10 protein-coding genes are annotated in these 17,304 nt (G+C 63.7%); 5 read left to right on the forward strand and 5 right to left on the reverse strand.

Annotated elements, in window-relative coordinates; translation table 11 throughout:
• Window positions 1-62 precede the first annotated feature (62 nt).
• The gene (locus tag L8K25_RS11000) at window positions 63-1,568 is read left to right on the forward strand and encodes a L,D-transpeptidase family protein (RefSeq protein ID WP_242138957.1); all 1,506 of its coding nucleotides are present in this window, start codon (window positions 63-65) and stop codon (window positions 1,566-1,568) included.
• Window positions 1,569-1,580: 12 nt separating this feature from the next.
• The gene (locus tag L8K25_RS11005; protein ID WP_242138958.1) at window positions 1,581-1,928 is read left to right on the forward strand and encodes a hypothetical protein; all 348 of its coding nucleotides are present in this window, start codon (window positions 1,581-1,583) and stop codon (window positions 1,926-1,928) included.
• A 151-nt stretch (window positions 1,929-2,079) separates the two neighbouring features.
• Here L8K25_RS11005 and L8K25_RS11010 read toward each other — a convergent pair whose 3' ends face one another.
• A complete protein-coding gene (locus L8K25_RS11010) occupies window positions 2,080-2,598 on the reverse strand; it encodes a hypothetical protein (protein ID WP_242138959.1) in 519 nt (172 codons plus the stop codon).
• A gap of 230 nt (window positions 2,599-2,828) precedes the next feature.
• Here L8K25_RS11010 and L8K25_RS11015 point away from each other — a divergent pair, with 230 nt between their 5' ends.
• Complete coding sequence (locus tag L8K25_RS11015; protein ID WP_242138960.1) at window positions 2,829-5,879, forward strand: TonB-dependent receptor; 3,051 nt, start codon at window positions 2,829-2,831, stop codon at window positions 5,877-5,879.
• A gap of 163 nt (window positions 5,880-6,042) precedes the next feature.
• On the opposite strand, the gene L8K25_RS11020 is transcribed toward L8K25_RS11015, so the two are convergent.
• A complete protein-coding gene (locus tag L8K25_RS11020; protein WP_242138961.1) occupies window positions 6,043-7,068 on the reverse strand; it encodes a hypothetical protein in 1,026 nt (341 codons plus the stop codon).
• A gap of 451 nt (window positions 7,069-7,519) precedes the next feature.
• Here L8K25_RS11020 and L8K25_RS11025 point away from each other — a divergent pair, with 451 nt between their 5' ends.
• Window positions 7,520-9,655 carry a M3 family metallopeptidase gene (locus L8K25_RS11025; protein WP_242138962.1) on the forward strand — a complete coding sequence of 712 codons (2,136 nt, stop codon included), beginning with the start codon at window positions 7,520-7,522 and terminating at the stop codon, window positions 9,653-9,655.
• On the opposite strand, the gene L8K25_RS11030 is transcribed toward L8K25_RS11025, so the two are convergent.
• Window positions 9,622-12,513, reverse strand: coding sequence for a glycosyl hydrolase 115 family protein (locus tag L8K25_RS11030; protein ID WP_242138963.1), 2,892 nt, complete (start codon window positions 12,511-12,513; stop codon window positions 9,622-9,624). The two genes, L8K25_RS11025 and L8K25_RS11030, sit on opposite strands and share 34 nt — an antisense overlap.
• A 117-nt stretch (window positions 12,514-12,630) precedes the next feature.
• Complete coding sequence (gene manD, locus L8K25_RS11035; protein WP_242138964.1) at window positions 12,631-13,842, reverse strand: D-mannonate dehydratase ManD; 1,212 nt, start codon at window positions 13,840-13,842, stop codon at window positions 12,631-12,633.
• 290 nt (window positions 13,843-14,132) lie between these two features.
• Here manD and L8K25_RS11040 point away from each other — a divergent pair, with 290 nt between their 5' ends.
• The gene (locus tag L8K25_RS11040) at window positions 14,133-16,286 is read left to right on the forward strand and encodes an alpha-glucuronidase family glycosyl hydrolase (protein WP_242138965.1); all 2,154 of its coding nucleotides are present in this window, start codon (window positions 14,133-14,135) and stop codon (window positions 16,284-16,286) included.
• A 57-nt stretch (window positions 16,287-16,343) separates the two neighbouring features.
• Here L8K25_RS11040 and L8K25_RS11045 read toward each other — a convergent pair whose 3' ends face one another.
• Complete coding sequence (locus L8K25_RS11045) at window positions 16,344-17,081, reverse strand: FadR/GntR family transcriptional regulator (RefSeq protein WP_242138966.1); 738 nt, start codon at window positions 17,079-17,081, stop codon at window positions 16,344-16,346.
• Between the last annotated feature and the right edge of the window lie 223 nt (window positions 17,082-17,304).

A 17,304-nucleotide genomic window follows, 5' to 3' on the forward strand; every position in this document is an offset into this window, starting at 1 on the left:
GCTTCGACAAAAGGTCAAATAGGCGATGCAGAGCGTGCCGATGCCGTGTTAGAGGCGTCGTCATGACTATGCAGCGCTTCAGAGAATCTTCCTTCACCCGCATGGGTTTGGCGTTGTCGGGATATGCCGCCATCGCCGCCTGCCTGATGCCGCTTCCGCTTCACGCGCAGACGCCGCCGCCGGTCTCGCTGCTGCCGACGCCCGTGCCGACCACGCAACCGTTGATCGCGCCGGAGACGGTACTGCCAAGCCTCAGCCCAGCGCAGGTAAAGCAGCTCGGCGAATTGATCCGCAAGGACACCGTCGCGCAAGGCCTCAGCGACCAGTCTGCCGCGGTTCCGCACGATAACGACGGTCTGATCCGCGCAGCGCTCGATCACGCACGGGCCGTGCATTCCGGGCGCCTTGCCGAAGGGGATTTCCAGAAGGATTGGGCGATGCGCCCGGTGGCGTACGATCCTCTGCCGGGGCTGCGCGATGCGATCGTCCGGGACAAGCTGAGCGCGTGGATTGCATCGCTGCCGCCGCCCTACGCCGGATATGACACGCTGGTCGCAGGATTGGCACGTTACCGTGCGATCGCTGACAATGGTGGCTGGTCGCAGCTGGCGGCCGGATCCGATATCGTGTTCGGATCGAGCGGCCCGCGCGTCACGGCTTTGCGCAAGCGGCTTGCGCTGGAAGATCCGCTCGTCAAGGGAACGGGTGACCGGTTCGATGCCGATCTGGTCGAGGCGTTGCGCCGGGCGCAACGCCGCTATGGGTTGAATCCCACCGGGACATTGGGTGCGCAGACGGTTGCCGCGCTGAATGTGCCGGTTGCCGCGCGGATCGGCCAGATCAAGGCGAACATGGAGCGTTGGCGCTGGCTCCCGCCGGTGCTCGAGCAGAACCGCGTTCAGGTCAATATCGCCGCTGCCGTCCTCACGTTGTTCGATGGCGACTCGCCGATCATGTCGATGAAGGCAGTGACCGGGCGGCCGGGGGACGAGACTCCGATGCTGGTGTCGCAGATCCACAGCATCGTGCTCAACCCGCCATGGAACGTGCCGTCGACGATTGCGACCAAGGAACTCTTCCCCAAGGAAAGGGCGCATCCGGGCTACCTCGCGCGCAACGGCTTTCGCGTGATCGACAATGGCGACGGCAGCAAGCGGCTCCAGCAAGCGTCGGAGCATAGCGCGCTCGGGCGGTTCAAGTTCGATTTCGCCAATCCTTTCGCCGTATATCTCCACGATACGCCGGCGCAGGCCGGTTTTTCGCGGTTCGACCGGCTGGCGAGTCACGGGTGCGTGCGGCTGGAAAAGCCCGCCGCGCTGGCCAAGCAACTGATGAGCACGACCCCTGAATGGTCGGCGCAGACGATCGACGACACTGTCGCCGCCGGAAAGACGGTCCGCGCGCGGCTTGCCGCGCCCGTCGCGGTGTACCTGCTGTACTGGACGGCGTTTGCAAACCAGGCCGGCCAGGTCAGTTTCCGGGACGATCCATACAAATGGGACGGAACGCTCGCGAGCAAGATCGAGGCACGGTCCGCGCGCCAGACACAGACGCTGGCCGCACGCTGAGGAGACGATCGGATGACACGCAAATACGTTTTCGCCGTCGCAGCTGCGCTGTTGACCCTTAATCTGGCCGCTTGTTCGGGTGCGCCGGATGATCCCATGCCCGCCGACAATAGCGCCGAAATGGAAACGCCGTCCGCGGAGGACAGCGCAACCCCGACACCGGAACCCTCGACACCGCAGCCTGAGCCGACCGAAGCAGCCAACGCCAGCGTTGCGGACGATACGCCAGCCCCGCCACCGCCGGCACCTGACGCGCAGATGTTGGATGATGCGTCCGCAACCGGGATGACGTCGCGCACCTCGCGCAACGATCCCTCTGCGGAGGATACTCCCGCGGCCGAGCCCACCGAGAAGAAATGATGAGGCCGTCCCCGCGGCGGTTATGCCGCCGTGGGGACGTGCTGTTCCACTCGTGCGCTACCATCCGCGACACGGCGGAATGCCGTATCAGGATTGCGGGGACGAAGCAGGGACCATCACGCTTGCAACCGAACGGTGCGCATCCGTCCGGTTATCCGATTCGGCGGGTTCTAACGGCGCGACCGCGACCGATCTGCGCAAAATAACCGCCCAACGTATTGCGTTCGATCGTAACGGATGCGCCGGGCCTGGGCTCGTCGAACCCGCTGTTCGTCTCCAGCGTCTCCCAGATGCTACCTTCGCTAACGGTAAATCGCCACCGACCATAACCTGCTGATTTGCCGGATGTTATCTTTGTATCGAGGCGAATGAAATCCGACTTGTCCTGTAAGTCGTTGGCAGACTTCCCTGTACTTCGCGCAGGCGAACGGTCGAAGCCGAAGCTCTTACGGTGCGCGGAGCGGACGTCGGCACGATCGACCAACACCACGTCTTGGGTTGTTACAGCAGTCAACAAAGCGACAACTTCACGGTCGTAGCAGGTGAGCCGCGCCTGGCCTTCAGGCAGCGAGGCGCACTGCTTCAAGCTGACTGTAAATCGGGAAGGCGGCTGATCGCCCTCGGGTGGCTGTGGGAAAGCAAGCAGGATGGCAAGGGGCAGCATCGTCATGTCCGCGCCATACCGCGACAGCCCGAAAAGTGAAATGCTGAACCTGAACACAACCTGTATCAAAATTGTCACAATCTGCGCCGCAACGCACCAGTCTCAGCAATGTTCCTTTACAACGGATTGAGCGGGCATCACAAAAATGTCACTCGCCGTGGTGCGGTCGGCAGTGTTCCGCCGATCAAAGCATCACGGGAGAGTATGTAAAGTGTAGCGTAAGGGGGACTCCGTCCGTGTCGAATTGGAAATTTCGTAACATACTGCTGGTATCCACAGTTCTTACCAGCGCGGCCCTGGCGGCCCCGGCGACAGCGCAGACCGTTCCACCACCCGCCGCAACCGATCAAGCGGCAGACACTGCAGAAACAGCGGACAAGAATACCGACATCGTCGTCACGGGATCGCTGATCCGCAATCCGAACCTGTCGCAAACCACGCCGGTTCTGACGACGACGGCGGAAGAAATCGGTCTGCGTCAAACCAACACCGCAGAAGAGACGCTCCGCGAAATTCCGGGCGTTGTTCCGAGCATCGGTTCGGCCGTCAACAACGGCAACGGTGGCGCATCGTTCGTTGATCTTCGTGGGCTCGGATCGAACCGCAATATCGTCCTGCTGGACGGCGATCGGATCGCCCCATCGGGTCTCGTCGGTCGGGTCGATCTCAACAACATCCCGCAGGCCATGATCGAGCGCGTCGACGTCCTGACCGGTGGTGCATCGACGACCTATGGCGCAGATGCCGTGGCCGGTGTCGTCAACTTCGTCACCAAGAAGAATTTCGCCGGTGTCGAACTGTCGCTCGGATCGCAGATCACGCAGCGCGGCGACGGCCCCTACAAGCGCGCCGACCTGACGGTCGGTGGCAACTTTGCCGACGACCGCGGGAATGCCACGATCTCGGTGGGCTACCAGACCGCTGATCCCGTGTACCAGGGCGATCGCCCCTATTCCGTTTCGAACATCGACTCCTTCTCCGGCGCTGCATCCGGCTCGGGCACCACGGCGCCAGCGCGCTTTACGCGTCCGGGTTCGCCGACGCAGCAGATCGATGGCAACGGTGCGCTCGTGCCGACCTACAAGCTGTTCAACTTCAACCCGTACAATATCTACCAGACGCCCTTCAAACGGTACAACGTCTTTGCGCAGGCGCATTACGACATCTCGGACGCGTTCCAGGTCTATACCCGTGCGCTGTATTCGAAGAACACGGTGCAGACGATCATTGCACCTTCCGGTGACTTCGGATCGTCGCTGGTCATCCCGTATAGCAACCCGTACCTGCCGGCTGCTGCACGCAACCAGTTCTGCGCGTCGAACGGGCTGACTGCGGCGCAATGTACCGCAGCCGCCGCAGCGACGAGCCCGACCGACCCCAATTTCCGGACGTTCACGACCAACGTATCGCGTCGCATGCCCGAGGTCGGTTCGCGCGTCAGCGACTACATCACGGAAATCTTCGATTATCGCGCCGGTGTTCGCGGCGATCTCAGCAGCAGCCTCCATTACGACGTGTCGGGTGGCTATGGCGAGTCGTCCAACTCGCAGTCGCTCCAGGGCTATGTCCTGACGTCGCGGGTTCGCTCGGCTGCCTATGCGACCAACACGACGACCTGCCTTGGCGGTGCCCCGGGCGGCGCGAGCATCACGGCTGGAAGCGGATGCGTCCCGGTCAATCTGTTCGGTGACGTCGGGTCGATCACCGCGGGACAGATCCCGTATTTGACGGGTGCTTCGTCGACGGTGACGAAGACGTCGCTGCTGCAGGCGAAGGCGGTGGTCTCGGGAGACGTTCACGTGCATTCGCCGATCGCGAATGACGGCATCAGCTTCGCGGTTGGCGGCGAATATCGCAAGTACACCGGCTCGACCGTTGCCGACTCGCTCGCGCAGACGCCGGGAGAACTGGGCGGCGCAGGCGGTGCCGTTCCGACCACTGTCGGCAGCTTCCACGTCTACGAAGGGTTCGGCGAAATCGTCGTTCCGCTGGTGCAGGACCGCGCGTTCTTCAAGGACCTGACCGCCCGCGGTGGCGCGCGCTATTCGGCCTATACGGTGAATGCACCGGGCGCGCCGAAGTTCAACACGACCACCTACAAGGGGGAACTGGCCTGGTCGCCGGTGCGCGATCTGAAGTTCCGGGGGACCTACGCACGGGCGGTTCGTGCGCCGAACTTGGGGGAATTGTTCACCCCGGTCTCGACCGGATTGACCAGCCTGGCGCTTGATCCGTGCGCGTCGCTCTCGACGAACGGTACCCGCACCCGTGCGGCACCGGCCGTTGGCAGCAACCTGTATAACGTCTGCCTTGCGCAGGGCGCGACTGCCGGCAACATCGCCAACATCCAGAACCCGACGGCGGCACAGGCGAACATCACGACGGGTGGCAATCCGAACGTGAAGCCCGAAACCTCGGACAGCATCACCGCCGGTGTCGTCATCCAGCCGAGCTTCTTCTCCGGCTTCAATGCAACGGTCGATTATTACCACATCAAGATCAAGAACGCGATTACGACGCCGACGCCGGGTGATCTGCTCGCGGCCTGCTTCGGCGGCGACATCTACAATCCCGCGGCCGGGGCTGCAGGCTCGGCCTCCTGCACCGCGATCCGGCGTAACCCGGTGACCGGCGGTCTCGACGGTGATCCGGCGACGACCCTGGGGCTCTCGGGTGTTCTGACCAACCAGGGCAAGCTGCTCACCGACGGTATCGACTTGAGTGTCAACTACCATCGGGATCTGGGCTTTGCGCGCCTGTCGCTGGGCTTCAACGGCAACTATACGTTCCGGTCGCAGTTCCAGTCGAACCAGAACGATACCTCAGTGGCTGGGCGCGCGCGCGAATGCGTCGGCTATTACAGCCTGAACTGTGGTTCGATCCTGCCGAAGTTCCAATGGTCGCAGCGTACCACGCTCGGCTTCGACGCCTTCGATCTGTCGCTCCTGTGGCGCCATATCGATGCGGTGAACCAGGAGCCGCGCAGCATCGCCGAAGGATCGGAAGCGGCAGGGTTCACCGGAACCTTGGCAGCCGCGACGGGACTTGGTGGGAAAACGGTCAACTTCGGACACATCCGTCCGTTTGACTATTTCGATCTGACCGGCCGGGTCAACATCAAGCGGAACTTCGAAATGACCGTGTCGGTGCAGAACCTGTTCGACGTTGGCCCGCCCATCGTCGGTACCGGGATCGGTGCGACCTCGTTCAATAGCGGCAACACCTATCCCTCGACCTACGACGCGCTCGGCCGTCGTTTCGCAGTCGGCGTAAAGGTTCGCTACTGAGATACGCTTTGGGCCGGTGTTACACCGGCTCATTTCGCGCCCCCGCCTGCGCATGCGGGCGGGGGCGTCGTTCCTGGAGTTCTGTTTCCTGTCCCGTTGCCTCGGGTTGTCGCCGGCTGCGCCGGGAAAAGTCAGCCAGACCGGCAGGCAAGATGGCCGGCGTTCAGCAAAGGCGGTTCGGAAGCGCCATCGGCACGCCAGCCGTCTCGGCCACCACGCGAGCCCATGCCGCGACCTTGGTCAACTCATCCCGGTGAACCGATTCCGCCGCTGCATAATCGAGGCTGCGTGCCGAGAAGCCAAAGGCGGTGCCATCCTTGGAATGCTGGGTAAAGGCAGGGCCGGCCAGCACCTGCGCACGTTCCTCGTCGGATAAGGCGATTCCGTAAAAAGCGAACATCGCCTGCACGACCGATGCAGGAGACGCCGTAATCGTCGCGCTGTCCAGCGTCCGTACGCGCTCCGGAAACGCGCGGCACAAGCGGTGAAACAAGGCGTGTTGCGATAGCCAGCCGACCGCGGCCACTTGCAGATCCGTCAGGCGCAACAGATCCTCATCACTGAATACCGGAAGCGTCAGCCCCTCGCGCAATTGCTTGACCATCAGGTCGCGGACCCAAAGTCGGCCATCGATCTGCTTTTTGGCGATCGAGATCAGATAGTCCTCTAGCGGGGCATGGAGCAGCAGCGCCCGTGCCTGCGGCAGGAGGCGCAACATCCCATCGGCGAGACCGTTGGCAATGTTCGAAGGCTTGACGACGACCGCCCGACGACCGGGCCCAGGACGCGCGCAAAGTTGCAACGCATCCAAGAGGACCGCCGTAAGCCGGGTGCCGTCGGCGCCGCGATGCCGCCATCCGACGATATCGTTCAGGATCACGGGTTCCTTGAGCGACATCGAGCGCCCCGGAAGATCCAGCGCGTTCGCTAGCAGGGTGGACAGGCAAAACGCCGAATGAAAAACGAAATGCAGGGGCGCGTTCGGCAGGGCGGACTGGGAGATCCGTTCGCGGCCGATCGGTACCGGGGCAGGTTCCACGCCAAGATATTCGTCGGTCAAAAACGTCGCGCGCGCCCGCGCGGACAACGGAACGTGGCGGAAGTGGACCGCGTCTTGTTCAGGATCGTACCGATGCGCCAACCATTCCGCATCGAAGACGGGATCGCGCTGATTTGGGCCGACTTTCATGGTTTGCATGCCCTAGCGTGCCGCGTTCGAAACACAATGCGGCAACCACTGTGGAAGCATGATCGAGCGATAGTCTTCAGGATTGTGCGACGGGAACCCGCTTTCGGATGCGCTGGCATCCGCGTCCTCTAAATGTTCCGCACGGCGCGCTATCAGGCCTTCTTGCGCACGCAGTGATTGGCGCTCCCGCCGCCGGCGTTGGCCCAAGCGCACCGCAAGCTAGACCGGTGGGTCATTGATGGTTTCGCCAAAGACTAACATCCGGTCGTCGCAGGCTGACCGGCGGGCAGACCGCGGCTGGCTGCGCGTCGCGGGACGGGCATCGGCGACGCAGCAGGTGACACCTGACGGATGCGGCACTTGTTTTGCTGTTTTGCAATAACTTGACCGGGCAGGGTCGACAAGCGGCGGCCGCTATCGTTAGCTGATGCGGCTCCCGAAAGGATCGTAGATGCTCCGTAGTCTCCTGCTCGCCACCGTTACCACCGTGATCGGCATCGCTCCTGCCCATGCCGCCAATCCGTTCGCGCAGCGGAGTACGCTTCCCTATCAGGCGCCGCCGTTCGATCAGATCCACGATGCCGACTATCAGCCGGCGATCGAGCAGGGGATCGCGGAAAGCCTCGCTGAAGTGCGCGCCATCGCCGACAATCCCGCTGCGCCAACCTTCGACAACACGATTGTCGCGATGGAGCGCCAAGGGCAGATGCTGGCTCGGGCACAGTCCGCCTTCGGGCAAGTGACGCAGGCCAATACGAACCCCGCGCTGCAGGCGACGCAAGCGGCGCTGGCACCCAAGCTCGCTGCGTATAACGATACGATCTATCTCGATCCCAAACTCTTTGCGCGCGTGAAAACGCTGAGCGACCGGAAGGCGTCGCTGAAACTCGATGCCGAGCAGACCATGTTGCTCGACGAATATTACAAGAGTTTCGTCCGCGCCGGCGCGCAGCTTTCGCCAGCGGACCAGACGACGCTACGCGATCTCAACAAGCAGATCTCGACCGCCGGGATCACCTTCCGCCAGCGGTTGCTCGCCGCGACCAAGGCGGGCGCGCTCGTGCTCGACGATCCGGCCAGGCTCGCGGGAATGGCGCCAGGGGAAGTCCAGTCCGCGGCGCGCGACGCCACCGATCGCAAGATGCCAGGCAAATATCTTTTGCCGCTCCAGAACACGACGGGCCAGCCCGCGCTCGAGTCCCTGACCGACCGAGGCACGCGGAAGGCGCTGTTCGATCAGAGCTGGACGCGGACCGAAAAGGGCGATGCCAACGATACCCGCGCCGCGATCCTGCAATTGATCGCGCTGCGCACGCGCAAGGCCAATCTGCTCGGCTACAAGACCTGGGCGGACTATTCGCTCGCGGAACAGATGGCCAAGACCGCGGACACGGCGCGCGGCTTCCTGGACGCGCTCGATGCGCCCACCGCCGCGGCGCAGGCCGCGCAGGTCGGCGAGCTCCAGCAGACCATCGACGCCGAGCATGGCGGTTTCAAGCTCCAGCCATGGGATTGGGACCTGTATGCGGAAAAGGTCCGCAAGGCGAAGTTCGATCTCGATCTCAACCAGACCAAGCCATATCTTGAGATCTGGAACGTGCTCGAGAACGGCGTCTTCTATGCCGCCAACCAGCTCTATGGCCTGAGCTTCAAGCGCCGCACCGACATCCCGACCTACCACCCAGACATTCGCGTGTACGAGGTGTTCGAGGAGGGCGGGAAGCCGCTCGGGCTTGCCTATTTCGATTACTGGAAGCGCGACAACAAGTCGGGCGGTGCTTGGATGAACAGCTTCGTCCGCCAAGCGAAGATCTTCGGGACCAAGCCGGTCATCTCCAACACCGCCAACTTCACCAAGCCGGCGGACGGACAGCCCGGGCTGGTGACGTTCGAAGACGTGCGGACGATGTTCCACGAATTCGGCCACGGCTTGCACGGGCTGTTCGCGAACCAGACCTATCCGACACTGTCGGGCACCGCGGTGGCGCGCGACTTTGTCGAGTTCCCGTCGCAGTTCAACGAGCATTGGGCGCTTGAGCCGCGCGTGCTCGCGCATTACGCGCATCATTACCAGACCGGGGCGCCGATGCCGCAAGCCCTGGTCGACAAGATCAAGCGGGCCGAAACGTTCAACCAGGGCTACAGCTTCGGCGAGACGCTGGCGGCGGCGCAGCTCGACATGGCATGGCATTCGGTCCCGTCCAGCGCGGTGCCGACCGATGTCGATGCGTTCGAGGCGAAGGCGCTCGGCGCGACCGGGCTGGACGTGGCGCATGTGCCGCCGCGCTATCGTACCAGCTATTTCGCACACATCTGGGGGTCGGGGTATGCGGCTGGCTATTACGCCTATCTATGGACCGACATGATCCAGCAGAACGTCTATGACTGGTTCGTCCAGCATGGCGGGATGACGCGAGCCAATGGCCAGCGGTTCCGCGACCTGATCCTGTCGCGCGGACACACGCAGGATTACAACGTCATGTTCCGCACGATGACCGGCCACGATCCGCAGGTCGCGCCGCTATTGCACAAGCACGGCCTGGACACCGCTCCTCACGCCGGCGGCCCGAAAAACGAGGGTCTGTGAACGCCTGATGAGACGATGATCGTCTGAAGCACGAGCGTCGGATCGATCATCGCCACCTTCAGCACATGCCGGCCTGCCCGGTCGGCGTTGACCGGGAAGTGCATGGTCCGCGCGTTGTTGGCGGAATTGGCGGCGTGGGCCGAACCCAGGAAGTCCTGTGCTTCGCTGTCTTCGGGCGTGAAGACGGCCTTCACCACGGGCACGCCATCGCCGAGCCCGACTGCGACGGACAATTTTCTGCCGGGAATGACCTCCAGCGTTGGTCCCGTGACGAGCGCCACGTCATACTTTCCCGCCCCGGGCAGGAAGATGTCGTATTCGAGACAGGGTGACGCCGTCGGATCGGTAAACGACGCCGCGTCGACCGGGAACGGTGACATGGCCCCCGCAACCCGGCCGTAATCCGGGATCTGTTCCCACCGCGTGCCCCTGACCGTCGATGCTCGCGCGTACGCGGTCGCGGGAATGGAAAAGGCTCCGTCCAGCCCACCGAAAGCGCCCCGCGCCGCTTTCGTCTGCAGCGGCGTCGCGCGGATCGCGGTCAGCTTGACGTCGATCTTTTCATCGCCCTGCACCGTGACCGTTGCGTCTGCGCGACCAATGGGCGCACGCGACCAGTCGATGTCGATCCAGTAGCGGCGGTCGCGCGACGAGGCGCTGAAGGCGTTTCCTTCGCGGATCACGACCCATGGGCGGTTGGCAGTGACTGTGACCGCGACCGGCTGCGCGCCGCGCGGAAAAACCTCGAGATAGGTCGGCCGCGCGGAAATGCTGTCCAATACCGGCAGCGCCGGCGGGAGGTAGTAATTGGGCCATGACCTCGCGTCCCCGTCCACGGCCACACCGAATCCTGTGGCTGTTTCCAGATCGAGATCCGCGACCGCGGGCATGACGTCCGCCTGGGGTGGGTACCAGTCGAAGTAGCCGATGTGCGTCTGGTCCATCATGTGGTTCCATTTGCCGCCAGCCATCGTGTGATTGTACTGGTCGCGCAATTCATGGTCGCGGCGGAAGCGCCGCCGTACTTCGTCCGCTTCCGCACGGGTACTGGCGCGGGCTTGGATGGCGAACCGGGCATTGCGCGCCGCCGCGACGTACATCTGGGTCAGGTTCGAACAGGCGCGCACCGGATAGAGCACGAGCTGGTAAAAGGCGTCCTGCTGGTCCGGTCGTAGCGCGGCATTGACCGCATCGGCGCGGCGTTCGAGCGCGCTCCAGGCGTCGCAGACGCGCTCGGCCTCCCGGTAGTTTTCAAGGCTATAGGTTTCGGGTTTGAGCTGTTCGGGCTTCCGCCAGGCATTGTACTTGGCATAGCGCGCAGCCAGAAAAGCGATCTCCGCTGCATGCTCCGAACCGAACTGCCGCTCGGCCCAGTCGCGGGTCCAGCCAGCGATCTTGTCCTTCCCGACGTCGGACGGCCGCCACGCCATTGCGAGAAAGAACTCGATCGGAAGCTCAAGCGGCTTCAGATCGCCGACGTTGGCGATCCAGATCTCGTTTGCGCCATATTGATTGGCAAGGTTCATCTGCTCCCAGATCTTGGGCAGCGGGTTCGCGTTGATCCACTGGTACGAAAACGGCCCGCCGTGCATGTCCATATGGAAATAGATGCCGAACCCGCCCGGCCGGCCACGTTCCGACGGCAACGGGAGCCGGCGCAGGTTGCCGACATTGTCGTCGGCGAACATCAGGGTAACGTCGTCCGGCAGCTTCAGGCCGGCGTCATAATATTTGTAGACTTCGGTGAACAGGACCCAAACCTGCGGAACCCGCTCCGCCGGCCTGCCCATGCCTTCGGTGATGATCCGGCGCTGGTCGGTAATGATCTCTTCGAGCAGCTTCACATCCGACTGCAGGCTGCCGGTGCTCTCCAGCGCGACGTCGCCGTCCCCGCGCATGCCGATCGTGACAATGACCTCGTTGTGCGCGTTGCGCTCGATTCCCTCGGCGAAGAACTTCTGAACCGCCGGTCGGTTCGTGGCGTAATTCCATTCGCCGTTGCCATAGTGTTGCCGGTTGTCGGTCCATTCCTTGTGCGCACGCATCATCGGTTCGTGATGCGACGTGCCCATCACGATCCCATAGTCCTCCGCCAACCGGGCATTGGCCGGGTCGTCCACCGCGAAGGCATTGTTCCACATCGCCGGCCACAGGTAATTGGCACGAAGGCGGAGCAGCAGTTCGAACAGCCGACCATAGAATTTGCTATTCATGCCGCCGAACTTTTCGGTCGTCCAACCCGAGAGGCAAGGTGCCTCGTCGTTCAGGAAGATTCCCCGATATTTGACCGCGGGCGGTTCCTGGACATAGCGGCCGCTCGTGATGCGCAATCGGCTCTGACGGGCAACGGGTACGTCGGCCCACCAATACCACGGCGACACCCCGATCATCCGAGACACTTCGTACACGCCATAGATCGTGCCCCGCTTGTCGCTGCCGACGATGACCAGCGCCTCGCCAACACCGGGCATCGGATCGGCGATCGTCTGGACCACGAACGTTTCCCATTTGCCTGCGATGTCGTGGACGGAAAGCTTTCCGGCGGTGACGAGGCGGTCGATCGCCGGGCTGTTGCCGAGCGACCCGATCAGGATCACGCGATCGGCGAGCGACTGGGGATCGGTCAGGAGGCGCGCGTCGGTGCCGGTCACCCTCCCGATGTCGGCTGCCAGATCGGCGGCCGCCCGGCGAACCCCGGGCAGGTCCGAGGGGTCGACGAAGATCGGCGCCACGCCGCCGGCCGGCAGCGTGATGTCAAAGCCGGGTGCGTGCCGGTCCGTCCGGAGCGCGGCTGCCAGCGGTGAGCGCATCAGCCCCCCCGCCAGAGCCCCGCCAACTACGCCGCGTCGGGTAAACATAACGCCACTCCTCGAGAAGACGGACAGCGAAGCCATCGGGCTGGACGGAAACAACTGCCGGTCCGGTTCGCCCGGCAAATCTTGCGGCGGACGTGCCCTGCGTCCGCCGGATCGCGCTCACCAATTGTACATCGTGCCATCTTCGAGCCGGTTTACGGGCAGATAAGCGCGCGCATAGGGGTACTCGGCGGCAAGCACTTCGTCGATCTCGACGCCAAGGCCAGGCTTGTCGCCCGGGTGCATCATCCCACGCTCGAAGCTGTAGGCGTGTGGGAAGACCGCATCGGTTTCCGGGGTGTGGCGCATATATTCCTGCACCCCGAAATTGGGCACCGACAGATCGAAGTGCAGCGCGGCCGCCATGCACACCGGCGACAGGTCGGTCGCGCCGTGGCAACCGGTGCGGATCTGGTAGAGGTCGGCCAGCGCCGCAATCCGACGCAAGTGCGTGATGCCGCCGGCATGGACGACGGTCGCGCGGATATAGTCGATCAGCTGGTTCTCGATCAGGTGCTTGGCATCCCAGATCGAGTTGAAGATCTCGCCGACCGCGAGCGGGGTGGTGGTGTGCTGCCGGATCAGGCGGAACGCGTCCTGGTTCTCGGCGGGCGTCGCATCCTCTAGCCAGAACGGACGATAGGGCTCGAGATCCTTGCCGAGCCGCCCCGCTTCGATCGGCGTCAGCCGGTGATGAATGTCGTGCAGCAGGTGCACGTCCCAGCCCAGCGTCTCGCGCGCCGCCTTGAACAGCTCCGGCACGATGCGCAGATATTTCTCGGTCGACCACAAGTTCTCGGTCGGCAAATCGGCATCGGCGGGTTCGTAGAACATCTTGTCCTTCGACACGCCGTAGGTGGAGGGCAGTCCCGGCACGCCACATTGCAGGCGGATCGCCTTATACCCTTGTTGCTGGTAATCGCGCGCGACCGCTACGGTATCTTCGATCGAGACACCGTTGGCATGGCCGTAGACCATGACGCCATCGCGGCTCGCGCCGCCCAGCAATTGATAGAGTGGGAGATTGGCGATCTTGCCCTTGATGTCCCACAAGGCAGTGTCGACCGCGGCGATTGCGCTCATCGTCACGGGGCCCCGCCGCCAATAGGCGCCCTTGTAGAGATACTGCCAGATATCCTCGATCCGATGCGCGTCCCGTCCGATCAGGAGCGGGACGACATGGTCGCGCAGATAGCTGGCGACGGACAGTTCCCGGCCGTTGAGCGTCGCATCGCCCAGGCCATAGACGCCGTCCTCGGTTTCGATCTTCAGCGTGACGAAATTGCGACCGGGGCAGGTGACGATCACCTTGGCATCGATAATCTTCGGCATGGGGTCTTTCCGTAAAGGCGGAGGGTGGAAGGGTGCGCGCGGTCGCGCTCAGACGCGCGCGCGGATCGAGCGTGCGGCAGCGGTCTGGTCGCGGCATGGGTGCCCGCTGGCGATGGGGGTTCCGAGCATGGTATCCTTCCTGCACGGCTCAGTTAGAGCCATCGGTCGCTCTGCGGCGCCCTTTTCAACGATAGCGCTACCATGCTAGGTGCCGGACCTGCTTGTCAACGACTTGTGTCAGATAGGTGGAGACGGCGCCGTAACGAGCGCCGCGGTAGGAGAGAGTCCCGATGAAAGCCGCCCGTCGAATCCTGTCGTTGCTTCTGCTGTGTTCGAGCCCGGTCGCGACTCCGGCTCATGCCGAGGACGGGTACGATCTGTGGCTGCGCTACCGACCGTTGGCAGGTCCGGCGAAGGCGAACACCGTCGCGCATGCCATGGTGATCGTTGCGCCAGGGCGTTCGCCGACGATTGCCGCGGCCGTCGCCGAGCTGCAGCGTGGCTTTGGCGGCATGACGGGCCATCGCGTTGACCGGGCCGCCGTCACTGCGAGCGGCGCGATCATCCTGGCAAACCCCGTCCAGGCGCGCGCGCTGGGCCTCGACGCTGCGGCGCTCGGCGACCTCGGCAGCGAAGGCTACTGGCTCCATACGACAACCTTGCAAGGAAAGCGCGTCGTAGCGATCCTCGCCAATACCGACGTCGGCCTGCTTTATGGCAGCTTTCGCCTGCTCGAGCTGGCCGAACAGGGCGCGTCGCTGTCCGGGATCGACCTGCGCACTGCGCCCAAGCTGCAATTGCGCATCCTCGATCATTGGGACAATCTGGATCGTAACGTAGAGCGAGGCTATGCGGGGCAATCGATCTGGGACTGGTGGACGCTGCCCGATTATACGGGGCCGCGCTACACCGACTATGCCCGTGCCAACGCCTCGATCGGCATCAACGGCGTGGTGCTCAACAACGTCAACGCGGTGAAGGAAAGCCTTACCGCGCGCTACATCGCCAAGGCGGCGGCGCTCGCCGACGTGTTCCGGCCGTACGGTATCAAAGTGTATCTCTCCGCGCGTTTCTCGGCGCCGATCGAACTGGGCGGGCTCAAGACGGCCGATCCGCTCGATCCTGCCGTCAAGGCATGGTGGGCGGCCAAGGCCGACGAAATCTATCGCGCGATCCCCGATTTCGGCGGATTTCTGGTCAAGGCGAATTCGGAAGGCCAGCCCGGGCCGCAGGATTATCATCGCAGCCACGCTGACGGGGCAAACGTGCTCGCGGATGCTGTCCGCCCCCACGGCGGCATCGTGATGTACCGCGCGTTCGTCTATAGCGAGAAGAACGTGACGGACCGGGCCCGCCAGGCCTATGACGACTTCAAGCCGCTCGACGGACGCTTTGCCGACAACGTGATCGTCCAAGTCAAGAACGGCGCGATCGACTTCCAGCCACGCGAACCCTTCCACCCGCTGTTCGGGGCGATGCCCAAGACGCCGCTGATGATGGAGTTCCAGATTACCAAGGAATATCTGGGGCAAGCGACGCACCTCGCTTATCTCGGGCCGCTGTTCCAGGAAACGCTGGAAAGCGATACTCTGGCGCACGGTCCTGGGTCGACCGTGGCGCGGGTGCTTGAGGGCAAGGTCGATCGCTATCGGCTCACCGGCATGGCCGGGGTCGCCAATATCGGTGTCGATCGGGATTGGTCCGGGTCGACCTTCAACCAGGCGAACTGGTTCGCTTTCGGTCGCTTCGCCTGGGATCCGGACGGCGACGCCAGAGCGATCGCCGATGAATGGGCGCGGATGACCTTTACCCCCGATCCGCGCTTCGTCACGCCGACCGTCGCGATGATGATGACTTCGCGCGAAGCGGTGGTGGATTACATGACGCCGCTGGGCCTCGCCCACCAGATGGCGACCGGACATCACTATGGGCCAGGCCCATGGGTCAGCGACTTGGCGCGGCCGGAATGGAACCCGGTCTATTACGCGCGGGCCGACGCCAACGGCATCGGCTTTGATCGCACGGCCAGCGGCAGCGATGCGGTCGCGCAATACGCGCCGCGGCTTTCAAGGCAGCTCGACGATCCGAACACCACGCCCGAGCGCGATATCCTGTGGTTCCATCATCTGGGGTGGGACCGACGGATGGCGTCAGGCCGCTCGCTGTGGGACGAACTGGTCATGCATTATGATCGCGGGGTTGCCAGCGTCGGCGCGATGCAGCGGTCGTGGGACGCGCTGGCGCCGTATGTCGATACCGAGCGCTTCGCCAAGTCACGCGCGTTCCTGGCGACTCAGCGGCGCGAGGCGATATGGTGGCGCGATGCGAACATCGCGTGGTTCCAGTCGCTCAACCACCGCCCGCTGCCCGCGGGATCGCCGGCGCCCGCGCATCCGCTGGCATATTATCGCGCGATCGAGACGCCGTTCGCGCCAGGACACTGACCCAGGGACGAGATGGCGGGGCATCGGCCGCGGAGGGGCGGCGCGGAGGGCAGGGGGTTACAGCAAGCCGAACTTCTGGCGGCGGGCGGTAACCCGCGCGTCGAATTCGGCACTTTCCTGAACCTCGGTCGCCTCGACCAACGCGCTCAGAACCTTGTCCAGGTGCGATCGCATCGCCACCCGTGCGCGATCCGGGTCTCGGGCCGCGATCGCTTCCAAGATCGCGAGATGTTCGTCGATGCGCGGCCCGACCCCGGCACGATGTGCCTTCTCGGACATGGCCTTTTCCTGCGGCGAACACAGTCGCGCCTGCCAGAGCGCCTCGACTGCGCCGGAAATGGCGCTGTTGCGCGTCGCCTTGGCGATGGCGACGTGAAACCGGTGATCGCACGATTCCGCCTTGGCGACATCGTCACCGGCGGCCACCAGACTGTCGAACAGCGCCCGAAGTTCGGCGACATCGTCGTCGTCCAGCCGTGCCGCCGCGATCGCGCACGCTTCCCCTTCGATCGCGCGACGCGCCTCGAGCAGCTCGAACGGGCCCACGCCGATCGCGGAGAACTTGCCGCCCCGTGGTGTCTGCGCGGAGACATACACGCCGGACCCCATTCTGATTTCGACCAACCCATCGACTTCCAGCGCGATCAACGCCTCCCGGATCGTCGGACGCGACACGTCGAACGCCTCCGAAAGCTCGCGCTCGGACGGCAGGCGCGTGCCGAGCGGATAATGACTGGCCAGGATCTGCGCGGCAATCTGCCGCGCGATCTGTGCGTAGAGGCGTACGGCTTTCAATGTCCCCCGATCTCTTTCTGGAGCCGATCCGTGGCGAACCCCCGCGCCGGACCCGCGACACGTCCGGTCCCGATATGCCGTATAGATACCGCGTGATGCAACCGTTTGACGGACCGGCCTGACACAATTGCAAATCTCTGTTTGACAGATTTGGAAGTCTGGCGCATTTTGGTAGCGCAAACATAGCGCTCGGGAAGCAAGGCGCGTGTTCATTTGGGAAGGG

Origin of the sequence: Sphingomonas sp. TREG-RG-20F-R18-01, from assembly GCF_022662475.1 — a bacterium.
GTDB lineage: Bacteria > Pseudomonadota > Alphaproteobacteria > Sphingomonadales > Sphingomonadaceae > Sphingomonas.